A 17330-nucleotide genomic window follows, 5' to 3' on the forward strand; every position below is an offset into this window, starting at 1 on the left:
CTCCGGCTCAGGACTCTGGTGCGGGGCGGAGCAGGGCGACCAGCACCAGCCCGCCGATGATGAACCAGCCGATCACCACGAAACCGTCGATGTAGGCCAGCACATAGGCCTGACCGCGCACCGTGGAGGACAGGAGTGCGGCCGCCCGCTCCGCCGCCTCGCCCGGACCGACGGAGCGGCCGACCAGACGCGCCGTGGTGCCGGCCAGACGTTGCGCGGTCTCCGGGTCTCCGGACGCCACGTTCATGCCCAGGGTGAAGCTGTGGAACTGCTCCCGCACCCGCAGGAAGGTCTGGACGAAGGCGGCCCCCAGCTCGCCCCCCAGCAGGCGGGAGGTCTGCAACAGCGCGCCCAGCGTCAGGATGTGGGTCTGGTTCAGGTTCTTCACGTTGAACAGGATCAGCGAGGTCATCGCGAAGGACTGCCCAAAGGCCTGCAACATCTGCGAGGGCAGGAAGTTCGTGCTGACCCACTCCGCCGTCAGGTGCGAGGCGACGAAGCAGGCCATCCCCACCGCCGCGAAGCCCGCCGCCATGGTGACCCGCGGGTCGACGTGGCGCAGCAGCGTGCCGATGATCGGCGCCAGCAGGAATTGCGGCAGCGCGATCAACAGCAGCGTGTCGCCGACCTCCAGCGCGCGGAAATTGTGCACGGTGATCAGGTATTGCGGGATGATGTAGGCCGTGGACAGCATCACCAGCCGCAGCATGATCAGCAGCAGGCACAGCAGCGGGATGTTGCCCCGGAAGATCACGCCGAAGGTGATCCAGGGCTTGGGGCACGTCAGCTCCTGCACCACGAAGGCCGCGATCAGCAGCCCGCCCGCCAGCAGCAGCCCGTTGATGAGTCCGGAGTTCAGCCAGTCCAGCCGGTTGCCTTGGTCCAGCGCGGCGTAGATCAGCGCGAAGCCGACGCTGGCGTAGGCGATGCCCCACCAGTCCGCCGTCTTCAGCAGGTCGCGCCTCATCGGCTCACGCGGCATGCCGAACCAGATGCACAGCCACATCAGCGGGGCGAGCAGGGCGGTGTCCCAGAAGATCCAGTGCCAGCTCAGATGCTCGGAAATCCAGCCCTCGATGGAGGCGGAGACGTTCAGCGACAGCTCCACATTCATGGCGTAGACGGCGATGCCGTAGACCAGGAACTGCGGCGGCAGGTTGCGGACGATGAAGCCGATGGTCAGCGGGACGAAGGTCCCCGACGACAGGCCGGCCAGCACCTGGCAGGCCAGCACGCCGGGCAGCGTTCCGGTCAGCGGCAGCGCTCCCGCCGCCAGCCCGTAGGTGGCTGCCGAGATCAGCAGCACCCGTCGCGGCCCGAACACCGCGCCCAGAAAGGCGGCGGCCGGCGCCACCAGCATCTGCGCCACCGTGTAGGAGGTGGTGATCCAGGCCCCCTCGTCGAAGCCGGCGCCGATGGCCCCCCGGATGTCGGCAAGGCCGAAAGCGGTGATGCGCGCGGTCAGGGTGGAGATGATGGCGCCCAGCAGCACCCCGAGGATGCCGATGAAGGGATGGTGCGTGATCACCGGCCCGGCGTGGCGGTGGAAGCGGGGCAGGGCCAGCAGGCGCCGCCATTCTCCGGATTCCCGGCCACCGGCCACCCGCTCGCTCACGAACCGCCCCCGCGCGCCGCCGCATCGCTGGTGTCGATGGTGACGACCACGGACATGCCGGGCCGCAGCAGATCCTCCAGCGGGTTCGGCACGTCGAAGACGATCTTCACCGGGATGCGCTGGACGATCTTCGTGAAGTTGCCGGTCGCGTTCTCCGGCGGCAGGAGCGCGAACTGGCTTCCGCTGGCCGGGGCGTAGGAATCGACGTGGCCGTGCAGGGTCGTGTCGGGAAAGGCGTCGACCCGCAGCGTCGCCGGCTGGCCGGGGCGGATGCGGGTCATCTGCGTTTCCTTGTAGTTCGCGACGACCCAGACCGCAGGCAGCGGCACCAGCGTGATGATCTGGCTGCCCGGCGCCACATACTGGCCGGGTCGCACCTGCCGCTGGCCGACCATGCCGTCCGCCGGGGCGGTGATGCGGGTGTAGCCCAGGCTGATGCGGGCGAGCGACAGCTCGGCCTCCCGCTGCTGCCGGGCCGCGTCGGCCTGCCGGGCCTGGGCGTCGAGCCCTTCCAGGATGGCGGTCTGCTGGTCCACCTGCGCGCGCCCGGCCTCCAGCGCCGCCGCGGCGCGCTGGGCCGCCGCCTGGGCCTGCTGCAAGACCTGCGCGGTGCCGGCGATCCCGCGCTCGGCCAATTCGGTCTGCCGCTCCTCCTCGTGCCGGGTGCGCCAGACGTCGGCCTCCAGCCCCTTCACGTTGGCCTTGGCCTGGTCGATCAGGGTGCGCTGCGTGCGCTTCTGGGCGTCGAGCGCGGCCTCCGCCGCCTCCGCCGCCGCCAGCGCCGCCTCGGCCTGGGCGACGCGGGCGCGGTAGTCGGCGTCCATGATCTCCGCCAGCAGGTCGCCCGCCTGCACCCGCTGGAAGTCGCCCACCGGCACCGACCGGACCACACCCGAGACCTGGGCGGCGATCGGCGTCGTGTCGGACTGGAGATAGGCGTCGTTCGTGCTCTGCCGGATGCCGGAGCCGACCCAGAAGTCCCAACGCGTGAAGAAGGCGATGACGAGGATGAGGGCGAGGCCGAACACCGCCGCCCGCACGATCCACGGGCTCCAGGTCACGGGCCGGCCGCCGGCCCTCGGCGGGGCGGTCGCCGGGGTGATCGGTGGGGTGGTCCGGGGCGCATGCGGGGCCGCCGGCGCCGGCGCGCGTTCCGGTTCCGTGGTTTCGGTGTTCGCCGTTTCGGAGTTCGCCATCGGCCATGAAAACGTACGAGCGGGCGATTCATCACGGCGCACCCCTCGGCCCTACCGCCTAACCCGAAATGGTCAGGACTTCGGATAGTTTGACAACCAATCGAAACACTCTCTACCCTTCCCGCAAAAGCTTAATCCAAGGGAGGAAGAGGCATGCGCGGCAGCAAGGGCCGGCGTTCGGCGCTGGCAGGGCTCGTGACGACCGCCTTATGCGCGATGGGGGCGCTGCCGGCCTGGGCCGAGCTTCCCGCTTTCCCGAAGGAGCCGGTGACGATCAACGTGATCGACGTGGCCGGCAACCTCGCGCTGACCCAGAAGGCCATCGAGAATTACCGCAAGGCCAACCCCAACCGCGTCGCGCGCTTCACCTTCACCAAGGCCCCGGCGCCGGAGTTGGCCGGCAAGATCAAGGCCCAGCAGAACGCCGGGCGGGTGGACATCGACCTCGTGCTGACCGGCACCGACGGTCTGGCGGCGGGGATCGAGCAGGGTCTGTGGCAGCCGCTCCTGCCCAACTACGCGGAGAAGTTCCCGAACCTGGAGGCCAACTACCTGCCGGCGGCGGCCAGGATGCAGGGGCTGGCGGCCAACCAGGGCGTGGTGGTGACCTACTACCCCTCCGGCCCGCTGCTGGAATACGCGCCGGAGCGGGTGAAGACCCCGCCCAAGACGACGGACGAGCTGCTGGCCTGGTGCAAGGCCAACCCCGGCAAGTTCATGTACGCCCGCCCGGCCAACTCCGGCCCCGGCCGCACCTTCCTGATGGGCCTGCCCTATCTGCTGGGCGACAAGGACCCGAAGGACCCCGTCAACGGCTGGGAGAAGACCTGGGCCTATCTGAAGGAGCTGAATTCCTGCATCGAATACTACCCCTCCGGCACCACGGCGACGATGAAGGAACTGGGGGAGGGGTCCCGCGACATGCTGGCGACCACCACCGGCTGGGACATCAACCCGCGCGCGCTGGGCACCGTGCCGAAGGAGGTGAAGGTGGCGGCGCTGAACGGCTTCCACTGGGTGGCCGACGCCCACTACATGGTCATGCCCAAGGGCCTGCCGCCGGAGAAGATGGCGGTCATCCTCGACCTCATGGCCTTCCTGCTGAAACCGGAACAGCAGGCATACGCCTATGACGACGGCTATTTCTACCCCGGCCCCGCCGTCAAGAACGTGACGATCGCCATGGCGCCGCCGGAAAGCCAGGACGTCATCAAGGAGTTCGGGCGGCCCGAATACGACAAGCTGATCGCCGAAAACCCCATCGAACTGCCGCTGGACGCCAAGGGGCTGGTGGACGCCTTCCGCCTGTGGGACGAGCGGATCGGCGCGGCGAAGACGAAGTGAGCTGATTGTCCGGTGCCCCCTCCCTCCCACGCTGGCGCGTGGGTCCCTCCCTCCCCCGCTTCGCGGGAGAGGGTAAGACTCGCAAAGCGGCGGAGTTCCCTCTCCCGCGAAGCGGGGGAGGGTTAGGGAGGGGGCAACGGTTCGCATCGCAACAACTTAGGAACACCGCCCATGCCACGCCCCGACACCGCCCGCCGACCGGGTGAGTTCGGTGAAATCCGCCTGGACCGGGTCAGCCGGGGATTCGACGGGGTCATGGCCTTGCAGGACCTCGACCTGACCATCCGGCGCGGGGAGTTCATCGCCTTCCTCGGCCCGTCGGGCTGCGGCAAGTCGACGGCGCTGAACTGCGTGGCCGGGCTGCTGTCCCTGACCGGCGGCAGCATCTGGGTGGACGAGCGGCGCATCGACGAGCTGCCGCCGGAACGGCGCGGCTTCGGCATGGTGTTCCAGAACTACGCCCTGTTTCCGCACATGACCGTGCGCCGGAACATCGGCTTCGGGCTCGCCATGCGCGGCGTGCCGAAGGCGGAAGCGGACAAGCGCATCGACGCGGCGATCCGGCTGGTGCAGTTGGAAGCGCACGGGGCCAAGCTGCCCGGCCAGTTGTCCGGCGGGCAGCAGCAGCGCGTCGCCATCGCGCGGGCCATCGTCGTGCAGCCGCCGCTGGTGCTGATGGACGAGCCGCTGTCGAACCTCGACGCCCGGCTGCGGCTGGAGATGCGGCACGAGATCCGGCGCATCCACAACGAGCTTGGCCGCTCCACCGTCTACGTCACCCACGATCAGGACGAGGCGCTGTCGCTGGCCGACCGTATCGTCGTGCTGCGCGAGGGCCGCGTGCGCCAGATCGGCACGCCGGAGGAGCTGTACGCCCGCCCCGCCACGCTCGACGTCGCGCGCTTCATGGGCTACCGCAACGTGTTCGAAGGCGCCATTGAGAGCGCCATTGGGGCGGAAGAGGCAGGCCGGATGACGGTGCGGCATGACGGTTTCCGCGTCGTCGGCACGCCGCGCACGCCGCTGCTCGACGGACGGGCGGCGGTCGCCATCCGGCCGGAGGATGTGCTGCCCGGCCCGGACGGTCCCGACGCCATCCACGGGGTGGTGGAAAGCGTGGAGTTCATCGGACGCGAATACGCCGCCACCGCCATAACCCCCGGCGGCTTGCTGCTGCATTTCCGCTCCCACCACCGGCTGGATCTGGACGAGCCGGTGCACCTGCGCGCAACGCCTGAGCGGGTGCTGCTGTTCGCACCGGAGGAGGGCGCATGACCAGCCACATCGCGGAAGCGCGCCCGCGCGCGGCCGAGCGACCGGGCCTGAGCCGCCGCATGGCCGCCGCCGGCTGGGACCGCACGACCCTGCTGGTCGTGCCGGCTGCGCTGTTCGTCCTGCTGCTGTTCATCTACCCCTTCGCCTACGGTCTGCTGCTGTCCTTCGAGCCGATGAAGGGCGGGCTGTTCGCCAACTACGCCGCCTTCTTCAGCGACCCGTATCTGCACGACACCATCGGCACGACGATGTGGCTGGCCCTGCCGGCGACGGTGCTGAACATGGTGCTGGCCCTGCCCATCGCCTTTCGGGTGCGGGGGCTGCGCTGGCAGCGGGCGCTGACCACCATCCTGGTCATCCCGATCACGCTGGGCACCGTGCTGGTGGCGGAAGGGCTGTTGACCTACCTGGGGCCGCAGGGCTGGCTGAACCGCACCCTGATCGAGCTGGGGCTGAGCAACGGGCCGGTGCGGCTGACGCACAATTACTGGGGCGTCTTCCTGTCGCTGGTCATCACCGGCTTCCCCTTCGTGTTCCTGCTGACGCTGTCCTACGTCACCGGCATCGACCCTGCCCTGCCGCAGGCGGCGGCGACGCTGGGCGCCGGGCCGGGGCGGCAGTTCCGGTACATCTTCCTGCCGTTGCTGGTCCCCGGACTGGCGGTGGCCTTCTGCCTGGCCTTCGTGCAGGCCTTCTCGGTCTTCCCCTCGGCGGTGCTGCTGGGGGCGCCGGCGGGGCCGACGCGCGTCATCTCCATCGCCGCCTACCAGGCGGCCTTCGAGCAGTACGACTACTCCATGGCCTCGGCCATCGCGATGATCATGGGGGCGGTGCAGCTGGTCGTCGTGGTCGCGGTGCTGGGCGCGCGGCGGCTGTTCTATCGCGGCCCCACGGGCGGGGGTAAAGGATGACGGCCATGACGGGCGGGAGCCGCCTTCTGCCGAAGCTCTGGAACAGCCTCGTCTGGCTGTGCATCGGCTTTTTCCTGGTGAATCTGCTGGCGCTGATCGGGGCGGTGGCGGTGAACAGTTTCGCCACGCGCTGGCTCGGCACATGGCTGCCGGCCGGCTACACGACGCGCTGGTACTTCGCGGCCTGGGACGAGTTCCAGCTCGGCGACGTGCTGCTGGTCACCATGGAGGTGGTGCTGGCGGTGGTCTTTCTGTCGCTGCTGCTGGGCGTGCCGGCGGCCTACGCGCTGGCGCGGCGGGAGTTCGCGGGCAAGCGGCTGGTGACGCTGCTGTTCGTGCTGCCGCTGCTGGTGCCGCCGATCACCTACGGCATCCCGCTGGCGACGGTGCTGTACCAGACGCACCTCGCCGGGACCATGACGGGCGTGATCCTGGCGAACCTCGTCCCCACGGTGCCCTTCGTCATCCTGGTGATGACCCCCTTCATCGAGCAGATCGACCCGAGGCTGGAGGCCGCCGCCCGCGTCTTCGGCGCCAACACGCCGCGCGTCTTCCTGCATGTGCTGGTGCCGCTGCTGGCGCCGGGCATGCTGGCGGCGGGGCTGCTGGTGCTGGTCCGCACCGTCGCCATGTTCGAGCTGACCTTCCTGACCGCGGGGCCGAGCAGCCAGACGCTGGTCGTGGCGCTCTACTACTCGGTCTTCGCGGCCGGGGTGCGGGCGGGCCAGTCGGTGGACGCCATGGCGATGATCTACATGGCGACCACGCTGGTCTGGCTGTTCATCGCGCTGCGCTTCGTCGATCCCACACAGCTCGTCACCCGCGTCAAGAAGGCGTCGTGATCGCCGCCTACTTGCCCTTGCGGGTCAGCAGGAAGACGAAGACCCCGATGGTCACGGCGAACACGCTGACCGCACCGGCGAGCGCGATATAGGTGGGGGCGTCGAAGTTCATGGCGGTTCTCCCGTTGCGAAAGGGTGAGGATCAGGGGGCCAGGAAGACGGTCTCGTGCTGGACGGCCAGCCCGTCCGGCTGGCGGGTGACGACGAAGGCGGTGTTGGTGGAGGTCTGGCGGATCGCCTCCTTCGGCACGCGGACGAGCACGCGGTAGGTCGCGACGCTGTCCGGGTCGGCGTGGACGGTCACGGCGTCGGCCGCTCCCTCGCCCTCCGCGCCGGCCACCGACAGGGCGGCGCCGGGCAGGCCGGTGAAGGTCAGGCGGTAGTCCTGGGCCGCGCGGGTCATGTTCAGGACCTTGACCGTGTAGGCGTTCTGGATGTCCCCGTTGGTCAGCGTGACGAACAGCGGCGCGCGGTCGCGCAGGATGTTCACGTCCACCTTGGGCTTCAGCACCAGCCCGGCGGCCATCAGCCCGCCGACGACGGTCAGGATCAGCGTGTAGATGATCGTGCGCGGCCGGATCGGCTTGAAGGTCGGCTTGGCGCCGCTGGAGCGCGCGATCTGCGCGTTCAGCGAGTCGAAGCGGATCAGGTCGCCGGGGCGGCCGATCTTCGCCATGACCTCGTTGCAGGCGTCCACGCACAGCCCGCAGCCGATGCAGGCCATCTGCGGCCCCTTGCGGATGTCCACGCCGGTCGGGCAGACGTGCACGCAGGATCCGCAGTCGATGCAGTCGCCGTGCCCCTCGGCCCGCCGCTCCTCCCAGCTTTGCGAGCGCTTGAGGTGGGCGCGCCCTTCGCCGCGCCAGTCCTCATAGGTGACGACGAGGCTTTCCTCGTCCTGCATCGCCGCCTGGAAGCGGGGCCAGGGGCACATGTAGATGCACACCTGCTCCCGCGCGAAGCCGGCCAGCAGGTAGGTGGTGCCGGTGAACAGCCCGACGAACAGCAGGACGTTGGAGGACGCCTCGAACCGCAGCATCTCCCCGATCAGCGTCGGCGCGTCGTTGAAGTAGAAGACCCAGGCGCCGCCGGTCGCCAGCGCGATCAGCAGCCACGCGGCGTGCTTGGTCGCCTTCTTCGCCAGCTTGCGGAGCGACCAGGGGCCGTGGTCCAGCCGGATGCGGTCGCCGCGGTCGCCCTCGACCAGCCGTTCGACCCACAGGAACAGGTCGCTCCACACCGTCTGCGGGCAGGCGTAGCCGCACCACACGCGCCCGGCCAGCGCGGTCGCCAGGAACAGGCCGACCGCGCTCAGGATCAGCGTGCCGGTCAGGTAGTAGACCTGCTGCGGCCACAGCTCGATGAAGAAGAAGTACAGACGGCGGCCCGGCATATCCACCAGCACCGCCTGATCCGGCGCGCCGGGGCCACGGTCCCAGCGGATCCAGGGCGTGACGTAGTAGATCGCCAGAAGGACGATCAGGGCGAGCCATTTCAGCCGCCGGAAGGTCCCGGCGACCGACTTCGGGTAAATCTTGCTGTATTGGGCGTAGAGGCTGCTCTTGCGGGCCGGGGCGGGGGTGGAAGTTGATTGGGGTTCGGTGCTGGTGACGCTCATCATGCTCGTCCGTCGTTCGGCCCGGGCGGGGAGGGCCTTCGCGACAGGCTACGGACGGCGCGCGGTCTTGCCTTTGCGAATTCGCAAATGGCGGGCGGGTGGGGGTGGATTTTTGTGTGGGGGGCGTGGTGGGGATGGAGACGTATTGCCCCCTCCCTAACCCTCCCCCGCCTTTGGCGGTGGAGGGGACTTGGGCGAAGCGGCGGCAGTCCCCTCCACCTCGAAGAGGGGGAGGGTTAGGGAGGGGGCAACCGCACCACCCCTACCCGTCCAGCGCGACCGCCTCCAGCGCCGGGATGTTGCAGTCGAAGACGTTCGGCGCGCGTTCGGTGACGAAGCCGGCGCGCTTGAATTCGGCGATGGTGCGGCTGGCCGTCTCCATGCCGACGCCGAGCATCGCGCCCAAATCCTCCCGGCCGGACAGCAGCACCGGCTCGCAGGGCAGGTCGGCGGCGAGCTTCAGGAACAGCCGGGCGAGGCGGCGTTTCGCGCTGCCGGTGGACAGTTCGGTCAGCCACTCGTCGGCCTGATGCAGCGACTGGTACCAGCGTTCCATCAGCCGGGCGTGCAGGCGCGGGGTTTCCTTGCTCAGGCGCTCCACCACCTCGCGCGGGAGGCGGCAGGTCTCGGCGTCCCGCAGGACGATCGCCGTGTGCTCGTAAGGCTTGCCGACCAGCACCTCCAGCCCGGCGACGGCACCCGGACGCAGAAGGCGGACGATGCGCTGCGTGCCGTCCGGCAGGAACTGGACCAGCTTCACCAGCCCGGCGCGGATCGTGTAGAGCGAGCCGCCCTCTTCGCCCGCGTGGTACAGCGCGGCCCCTTCCGAAAACTTCAGTTCGTCGATGGGGACGTGGATGAGGTCGAAGTCCGGCTCCTTCAGGTCGCCGAACAGGACCAGATCCCGCACGGCGCAGCTGCTGCACCGCGCCGTTCCCTGCCACGCCGCCTCGATCCCGTTGCGATGCACCCCAGCCCGCCTTCCGTCCGGCACCCGAACCCACACGCGATAGCCCACGCATGATTGTATGAGTTTCGGGCGAGGAACGCCAATGGTCGAACCAGAATGGGGGGTTGCGCTGAAACAAACTTAACAAGGGGTCGTTCCGACTGTTAAATCCCTCGGCCCAACCAACGAGAAACGGGAGAATTGCCCATGATCCGCTCAATCGCGTTCGCCAGCACGGTCGCGCTGATGGCCGGCGCGGCACCGGCCTATGCCGACATCGCCATCGGGCTCGGCACCGCCACCACCGGCTCGGTGGCGGCGCTTGGCGAGCAGACGGTCTATGGCGCGCAGCTTGCCATCAAGGACATCAACGAGAAGGGCGGCATCCTCGGCCAGAAGCTGGTGCTGAAGGTCGGCGACGACGCCTGCGACCCGCGTCAGGCGGTGGCGATCGCCAACCGCTTCGTGACCGACAAGGTCATCGCGGTGGACGGCCACCTCTGCTCCGGCTCCTCGATCCCGGCGTCGGAGGTCTATCACGAGGAAGGCATCGTGATGGTGACGCCGACCGCCACCAGCCCGACGCTGACCGACCGCGGCTTCGACAACATCTTCCGCGTCTGCGGGCGCGACGACCAGCAGGGCGTGGTCTCCGGCCGCTATCTGGCCGAGCGGTACAAGGGCAAGAACATCGCCGTCATCGACGACAAGCAGTCCTACGGCAAGGGCCTGGCGGACGTGGTCGCGAAGACGCTGGAGCAGGCGGGCGGCCGGGTCGCCTACCGCACCTCGGTCAACGCGGGCGAGAAGGACTTTTCGGCCCTGGTCACCAACCTGAAGGACCGCAACATCGACGCGGTCTTCTACGGCGGCTATCACCCGGAACTCGGCCTGCTGGTCCGCCAGTCGCGCGAGATGGGTCTTCAGGCCCAGTACATCGCGGGTGACGGGCTGAACAACGCCGAATACTGGGCGATCACCGGCCCGACCGGGCAGGGGACCCTGTTCACCGACAGCGCGGCGGCCACCAGCAACCCGGCAGCCCGCGAGCTGGTCGACAAGTTCAAGCAGGCCGGCCTGCCCGAGCCGGGCAACTTCGCCTTCTACAGCTACGCGGCGGTGCAGGTGATCGCGCAGGGCCTTCAGAAGGCCGGGGCGGCCGACGTGAAGAAGCTGACCACCGCGCTGCACGGCAACACGTTCGACACGGTCGTCGGCGAGATCCAGTTCGATAAGAAGGGCGACGTGCTGAAGCCGCAGTACGTGCTCTATGAGTGGAAGGACGGCAAGTACGCCCAGACGGCCCAGCAGTAGTCCGGGTAAAGCGGCACCGGGGACCGGGATTCGCGCCGAAGTGGCTGCCTGTGGACGGAAGCGTCGGCAGGGATGGCTTTCTTTCGGCGTGATCCCGTCCCCGATGAAGCAAAAGCGACATTGTATAAGACTATCCGCCTAGCTCCTGGGCCTTGGTGGTATTGTCGTCATGAATGCCCGTTGATATCCAGAGAAAGGCTTGCCACTTCCAATTCGGTTCGGACGATTTCCACCGATTTTAATATGGATTTTCGGTGACCCTCCGCTTCGTGCCTTTGGAAGTTCGCTTCTGCGCGCCTTATTTCTCAGCACACGGGATGTCATGACGACCGGTGATCTTGATCTCGACGCCTGCAGCCGGGAGCCGATCCACATTCCCGGCAGCATCCAGCCGCATGGCCTGCTGCTGGCGCTGGGCGGTGTCGGGACGGAAGCGGCCGGCCGGCTGATCCGGGCGAGCACCAACGCCGGTCCCGCCCTGGCCGGGGCCTTGGAAACGGTGCTCGGCCAGCCGGCGGAGCGGGCGCTCCACCCGGCCTTGGCCCGCCCGCTCGGCACGCTTCTGGCGCAGGCGCGCATCCCGTCCCGTCCCGCCCCGGTCGCCATGGTCACGCTGCCGGACGCCGGCATCTTCCAACTGCTCGCCCACGTCGCCCCGGACGGAACGGTGATCGCGGAGCTGGAGCGGCTGACCAACACGGACAGCGCCCTGCTCGACCACGTCTACCCGCACATGCGCGAGGCGATCGAGCGGCTGGACGCGCTGAACGCGCCGGCCGACATCCTGGCCTGCGCGGCGCGGGAGGTGCGCGCTCTGACCGGCTTCGACCGGGTGCTGGTCTACCGGTTCGACGCGGACTGGCACGGCACCGTGGTGGCGGAGGACGGCAACGGGGCGCTTCCCTCCTACCTCGACCTGCACTTTCCGGCGACGGACATCCCGGCCCAGGCGCGGGAGCTGTACCGGCTGAACCGCCAGCGCCTGATCCCCGACGCCGGCTACACGCCCGTGCCCATCCTCGGCGCCCCGGATCTGGAGACGGGACGGCCGCTGGACCTCAGCTTCTCCACGCTCCGCAGCGTATCGCCGGTGCATGTCGAGTATATGCGGAACATGGAGACCGCCGCCTCCATGTCCGTATCGATCCTGCTGCACGGCCGGCTCTGGGGCCTGATCTCCTGCCACAACCGGGAGCCGCGCGGGGTGTCCTACGCGGTGCGGTCGGCCTGCGACCTGATCGCCCAGGTCCTGTCGGTGCGCATCGCCGCCGTGGAGGACCGGCGCGACGCGGAGCACCGCATCGCCTTGAAGGCCATCCAGGCCCGCCTGCTCGCCGCCATGGCCCAGGCCGATCCCTTCATCGCCGGCCTGACCGATGCGGCGGACGACCTGCTGCGCTTCGCCGATGCGACCGGCGCGGCCGTCGTGTTCGAACAGAGCTGCACGCTCGTCGGCGACACCCCGACGGAGGGGGAGGTCATGGGGCTGGTCTCCTGGCTCGCCGCCCAGGGGGAGCCGGAGCAGTTCGACACCGACAGCCTGCCGTCCCTCCACCCGCCGGCCTCGGCCTTCGAGGACAAGGCGGCGGGACTGCTGGCCATCGCCGTGTCGAAGCTGCACGCCAGCTACATCCTGTGGTTCCGGCCGGAGGTGGTGCGCACCGTCCGCTGGGGCGGCGACCCGCGCAAACCGCTGGGCCACGAGCCCGGCACCACCCGCCTGCACCCGCGCACGTCCTTCGAGGCGTGGAAGGAGACGCTGCGCCACCGCGCGCTGCCCTGGAGCGACGCCGAGCGCGAAACCGCGGCCGAACTGCGCCACGCCATCATCGGCATCGTGCTGCGCAAGGCGGAGGAACTGGCCGCCCTGTCCCGCGAACTCGCCCGCTCCAACAAGGAGCTGGAGTCCTTCTCCTACTCCGTCTCGCACGACCTGAGGGCGCCCTTCCGGCACATCGTGGGCTATGCGGAGTTGCTGCGGGACCTGGAATCCGACCGCCTCACCGCCACCGGGCAGCGGTATCTGGAGACCATCGTGGACGCCGCCAACACGGCCGGCACGCTGGTGGACAACCTGCTGCACTTCTCGCAGATGGGGCGCAGCGAGCTGACCCCCGTCGCCATCGACATGGACAACCTGATCGCCGAGGTGCGCGAGACGCTGGCCCCGGAGATCGCCGGGCGGCGGATCGAGTGGGACGTCACACACCTGCCGACCGTGCGCGGCGACCCGACCATGCTTCGGCTGGTCCTGCAGAACCTGCTGTCCAACGCCATCAAATACACACGGGGCCGCGACCCGGCGCGCATCGTCGTGGGGTGCGAGGACAGGCCGGGCGAAACGCTGTTTACCGTGCGCGACAACGGCGTCGGCTTCAATCAGGCCTACGAGAAGAAGCTGTTCGGCGTGTTCCAGCGGCTGCACCGGAACGAGGAGTTCGAGGGCATCGGCATCGGCCTCGCCAACGTGCGCCGCGCGGTGGAGCGGCACGGCGGCCGGACCTGGGCTGTTGGACGGATCGATGAAGGCGCCACCTTCGGATTCTCGCTGCCGAAGCCGGACTCCAACAAACGGGATTCCCATGAGTGATCTGAAACCCATCCTGCTGGTCGAGGACAACCCGCGGGACCTTGAACTGACCCTGGCGGCGCTGGACAAATGCCAGCTCGCCAACGACGTCATCGTGGCCCGCGACGGGGAGGAGGCGCTGGCCCTGCTGACCCGCCGCGACCCGGCCACGGGCAAGCCTACGATGCTGCCCGCCGTCGTGCTGCTCGACCTGAAGCTGCCCAAGATCGACGGGCTGGAGGTGCTGGAGCGGGTGAAGAGCGACCCGGAGACGCGGCACGTCCCCATCGTCATGCTGACCGCCTCGCGCGAGGAAAGCGATCTGGTGCGCAGCTACAAGCTGGGCGTCAACGCCTTCGTCGTGAAGCCGGTGGACTTCAAGGCCTTCTTCGAGGCAATCCGCGACCTCGGCGCTTTCTGGGCCATCCTGAACGAACCCCCCGTCGGCTGCACCAAACGCCGCCAGATGGCGGCGGCCAAGGGCGGTTGAGGGCGGTTGAGGGGCACCCGACGGAATGACGGCAACGGTTTCCATCCTGCATCTGGAAGACAGCGCGCTGGACAGCGAGCTGGCCCGCGCGCATCTGGCCAAGGCCGGGGTCCCCTGCGACATGGAGCGGGTGGACACGCGCGAGTCCTTCGTGGCAGCGCTGAACGCGCGCCGGTTCGACGTGATCCTGGCCGACTACTCCCTGCCAACCTTCGACGGGCTGGCCGCGCTGGAGATCGCCAAGGAGCGCGCACCGCAGATCCCCTTCATCTTCCTGTCCGGCCGGATGGGCGAGGAAACGGCGGTCGAGGCGCTGAAGCACGGTGCCCGCGACTATGTGCTGAAGCACCGGCTGGTCCGCCTGCCCGCGGCGGTCGAGCGTGCGATCTCGGAGGCCCGGACCCGGGCCGAGGGGCAGCGGGCCGGAGAAAGCCTGCGCCGCCTGCATCAGGCCATCGACGACATCCGCGACTACGCGATCTTCACGCTGGACCTGGCCGGCCGCATCACCTCCTGGAACGAGGGCAGCCGGCGCCTGTTCGGCTATCCCGCGCCGGAGGCGCTGGACCGCCCACTCGCCCTGCTCTTCGCGCCGGAGGAACGGACGAACCGGGAGGTGGACAGCGCCATCGCCCAGGCCGCGCGGACCGGCCGGCACGAGGTGGAATGGACGCAGACCACGCGCGACGGGCGGCGCTTCTGCGGCTCCTGCGTGCTGACGACGGTGCGCGACGACGCCGGCCGGCTCCTCGCCTATTCCGTCGTCGTGCGCGACGTGACCGAGCGCCGGGCCGCCGAATCCGCCCTGCGGGAAAGCGAGGCGAAGTTCCGCGCCATCGCCGACGCCATGCCGCAGCTCGTCTGGGCGACGCTGGCGGACGGCTCCCACGACTACTTCAACCGCTTCTGGTACGGCTACACCGGCGCCGAGCCGGGACAGACCGACGGCGACGGCTGGTCGGCCGTCGTCCACCCGGACGACCTTGCGCGCACCCACGCGCGCTGGCGGCACTCGCTGGAGACGGGCGAGGAGTACGAGATCGAATACCGGCTGCGGCGGGCCGACGGGGTCTACCGCTGGTTCCTCGGTCGCGCCCTGCCGCTGCGCGGCGAGGATGGGCGGATCACGCGCTGGTTCGGCACCTGCACCGACATCGACGACGCGGTGGCCGCCCGGACCGCCCTGACCGACCGCCGCGAAGAGCTGGAACGGCTGGTCGATGAGCGCACCGCCGAGCTGGTCGCCGCCAACGAACGGCTGCGCGCCGAGGTCGCCGAACGCGAGCGCGCCCAGGCCGACCTGCTGGCGCTCTACGCCAAGACGCCCGTGCCGCTCCATTCGCTGAACAGCGAGGGGCGGCTTCTGTCGGTCAGCGACCGCTGGCTGGAGTTCATGGGGTATGACGAGCGCGCCCAGGTGCTGGGCCGCCACGTCACCGAATTCATGACGGAGGACAGCGTCCGCGAGCACCGGGAACGCCGCTGGCCGGAGCTGCTGCGGGAGGGATCCTTCCGCGACGTTTCGTACCGCATCGTCAAGCGGTCCGGGGAGATCGCCGACGTGCTGGTGTCGGCGCGCGTCGAGCGCGACGCCGAGGGCAATTTCCTGCGCACCATGGGGGCCGTCGTGGACATCACGGCCCGCCTGCGCGCCGAGGCCGAGCGGGAAAAGGCGGAAGAAACCCTGCGCCACGCCCAGAAGATGGACGCGCTGGGCAAGCTGACCGGCGGCATCGCCCACGACTTCAACAATCTGCTGACCGCCATCTCCGGCAACCTGGATCTTCTGCTCTCGCATCTGGCCGCCGGGCGCGCCGACCGGCTGCGCAGCTATGCCACCAACGCCAAGGCCGGGGCGACGCGCGCGGCGGCGCTGACGCAGCGCCTGCTGGCCTTCGCCCGGCGCCAGCCGCTGCGCCCCGACCCGACCGATCCCGGAGCGCTGGTGCGTGGGATGGAGGACCTGCTGCGCCGCACGGTCGGGGAGCAGGTGTCCATCGAGACGCTGAGCCAGCCCGACGTCTGGCACGCCTGGTGCGACACCAACCAGCTGGAAATCGCGTTGCTCAACCTCGCGGTCAACGCCCGCGACGCCATGGCGGGGGGCGGGCGGATCACCATCGCCGCCGGCAACGCCCGCCTCACCGCGGCGGACATCCCGCGCAATTCCGACGCCGTTCCCGGCGATTACGTTCTGCTGTCCGTCGCCGACACCGGCAGCGGCATGCCGCCCGACGTGATCGCGCGCGCCTTCGATCCCTTCTTCACGACCAAGCCCATCGGGCAGGGGACGGGCCTCGGCCTCAGCCAGGTCTACGGTTTCGTCAGCCAGTCGCGCGGGCTGGTGCGGATCGAGAGCGAGCCGGGGCAGGGCACCACCGTCCGGCTTTACCTGCCCCGCTGCCGCGACGAGCGGCGCGAAATTCCCGCGGCCATCCCCGAGCCCGCCGGCGCGGACGACGCCGCCGGCACCGTGCTGATCGTGGAGGACGAGGCGCTGGTCCGCATGGTCGCGGTGCAGGCGCTGGAGGACGCCGGCCTGGAGGTCGTCGAGGCCGCCGATGCGGCGGAGGCGCTGGAGCTGCTGGACGGCGGGCTTGCGGTCGATCTGGTGGTGACGGATGTCGGCCTGCCGGGCATGAACGGGCGCCAGCTCGCCGAGGTGGTGCGGCAGCGCCGGCCGGGTCTGGGCGTGCTGTTCATGACGGGCTACGCCTACGACGCCACACTCGGCACCGGCATCCTGGAGCCGGGCTGCGAGGTGCTGCAGAAGCCCTTCGAAACGGGCGCTCTGGTCGCCCGCGTTACCGACATGCTGGCCGCGTCAGGCGCGGGCTGGGAACCCTCCCTGGGCGGTCGCAGCACCGGGCGCGCGGCCGAAGAGCGCCACTGGAAATAACACTCGTTCATCGCATCCATGATTTACGGTTGTCCGGCACGGCGCGTGCTGGACGCCGCCCCCACCCCTGCGCCCGGCCCAACCCCGCGCAGGCCGCACACTCCCGTAGGTTTGGGAAGTAGAAGACCAGCGCGCCCGAGAATAAACACCGCTCCGAGTCATCTGTTGGCGCGAAGTTTATTCTCGGTCAGATGGCTCCCGCGCAATTATCGAAAAACTGAACAAGCCGACAACTCATGAAGGCACGCTGACCGGATTGTTACTTGCCACATCGCGGCAGGGTTGCGGACGCATGCAGCTTTTTCACC

The 17330-nt window shown here is 69.3% G+C and carries 12 protein-coding genes; 8 read left to right on the forward strand and 4 right to left on the reverse strand.

The features are described from left to right. Window positions 1-7 precede the first annotated feature (7 nt). Both ACSVC7_RS25720 and ACSVC7_RS25725 read right to left on the reverse strand, forming a co-directional pair. Window positions 8-1615, reverse strand: a complete 1608-nt coding sequence (locus tag ACSVC7_RS25720; RefSeq protein ID WP_448207598.1) for an MFS transporter — start codon at window positions 1613-1615, stop codon at window positions 8-10. Continuing rightward, window positions 1612-2811, reverse strand: a complete 1200-nt coding sequence (locus tag ACSVC7_RS25725) for an HlyD family secretion protein (RefSeq protein WP_483508803.1) — start codon at window positions 2809-2811, stop codon at window positions 1612-1614. The genes ACSVC7_RS25720 and ACSVC7_RS25725 overlap by 4 nt, the downstream gene beginning before the upstream one ends. Window positions 2812-2964: 153 nt before the next feature. Between ACSVC7_RS25725 and ACSVC7_RS25730 the strand changes: the two genes are divergently transcribed. From ACSVC7_RS25730 to ACSVC7_RS25745, 4 genes are all read left to right on the forward strand, one after another. After that, window positions 2965-4155, forward strand: a complete 1191-nt coding sequence (locus ACSVC7_RS25730) for an ABC transporter substrate-binding protein (protein WP_448207600.1) — start codon at window positions 2965-2967, stop codon at window positions 4153-4155. A 171-nt stretch (window positions 4156-4326) separates the two neighbouring features. Next, window positions 4327-5430, forward strand: coding sequence for an ABC transporter ATP-binding protein (locus tag ACSVC7_RS25735; protein ID WP_448207601.1), 1104 nt, complete (start codon window positions 4327-4329; stop codon window positions 5428-5430). Next, window positions 5427-6341 carry an ABC transporter permease gene (locus ACSVC7_RS25740; protein WP_448207602.1) on the forward strand — a complete coding sequence of 305 codons (915 nt, stop codon included), beginning with the start codon at window positions 5427-5429 and terminating at the stop codon, window positions 6339-6341. The genes ACSVC7_RS25735 and ACSVC7_RS25740 overlap by 4 nt, the downstream gene beginning before the upstream one ends. 5 nt (window positions 6342-6346) lie before the next feature. Then, the gene (locus ACSVC7_RS25745) at window positions 6347-7183 is read left to right on the forward strand and encodes an ABC transporter permease (RefSeq protein ID WP_448207603.1); all 837 of its coding nucleotides are present in this window, start codon (window positions 6347-6349) and stop codon (window positions 7181-7183) included. A 142-nt stretch (window positions 7184-7325) separates the two neighbouring features. On the opposite strand, the gene ccoG is transcribed toward ACSVC7_RS25745, so the two are convergent. Both ccoG and ACSVC7_RS25755 read right to left on the reverse strand, forming a co-directional pair. Next, window positions 7326-8801 carry a cytochrome c oxidase accessory protein CcoG gene (ccoG, locus tag ACSVC7_RS25750; protein ID WP_448207604.1) on the reverse strand — a complete coding sequence of 492 codons (1476 nt, stop codon included), beginning with the start codon at window positions 8799-8801 and terminating at the stop codon, window positions 7326-7328. A gap of 262 nt (window positions 8802-9063) precedes the next feature. Next, entirely contained in the window at window positions 9064-9771 is a 708-nt protein-coding gene (locus tag ACSVC7_RS25755; protein ID WP_448207605.1) for a Crp/Fnr family transcriptional regulator, read from the reverse strand. Window positions 9772-9957: 186 nt separating this feature from the next. Here ACSVC7_RS25755 and ACSVC7_RS25760 point away from each other — a divergent pair, with 186 nt between their 5' ends. From ACSVC7_RS25760 to ACSVC7_RS25775, 4 genes are all read left to right on the forward strand, one after another. After that, the gene (locus ACSVC7_RS25760; protein WP_448207606.1) at window positions 9958-11064 is read left to right on the forward strand and encodes a branched-chain amino acid ABC transporter substrate-binding protein; all 1107 of its coding nucleotides are present in this window, start codon (window positions 9958-9960) and stop codon (window positions 11062-11064) included. A gap of 322 nt (window positions 11065-11386) precedes the next feature. Further along, window positions 11387-13654, forward strand: a complete 2268-nt coding sequence (locus tag ACSVC7_RS25765; protein ID WP_448207607.1) for an ATP-binding protein — start codon at window positions 11387-11389, stop codon at window positions 13652-13654. Then, window positions 13647-14123 (forward strand): response regulator, encoded by a 477-nt coding sequence (locus ACSVC7_RS25770; protein WP_448207608.1) that lies wholly within the window; start codon window positions 13647-13649, stop codon window positions 14121-14123. Before ACSVC7_RS25765 ends, ACSVC7_RS25770 begins: the two co-directional genes overlap by 8 nt. 25 nt (window positions 14124-14148) lie before the next feature. After that, window positions 14149-17022, forward strand: a complete 2874-nt coding sequence (locus ACSVC7_RS25775; protein ID WP_448207609.1) for a PAS domain S-box protein — start codon at window positions 14149-14151, stop codon at window positions 17020-17022. Window positions 17023-17330: the final 308 nt, after the last annotated feature.

The sequence above is a fragment of the Azospirillum mesophilum genome (assembly GCF_053470405.2).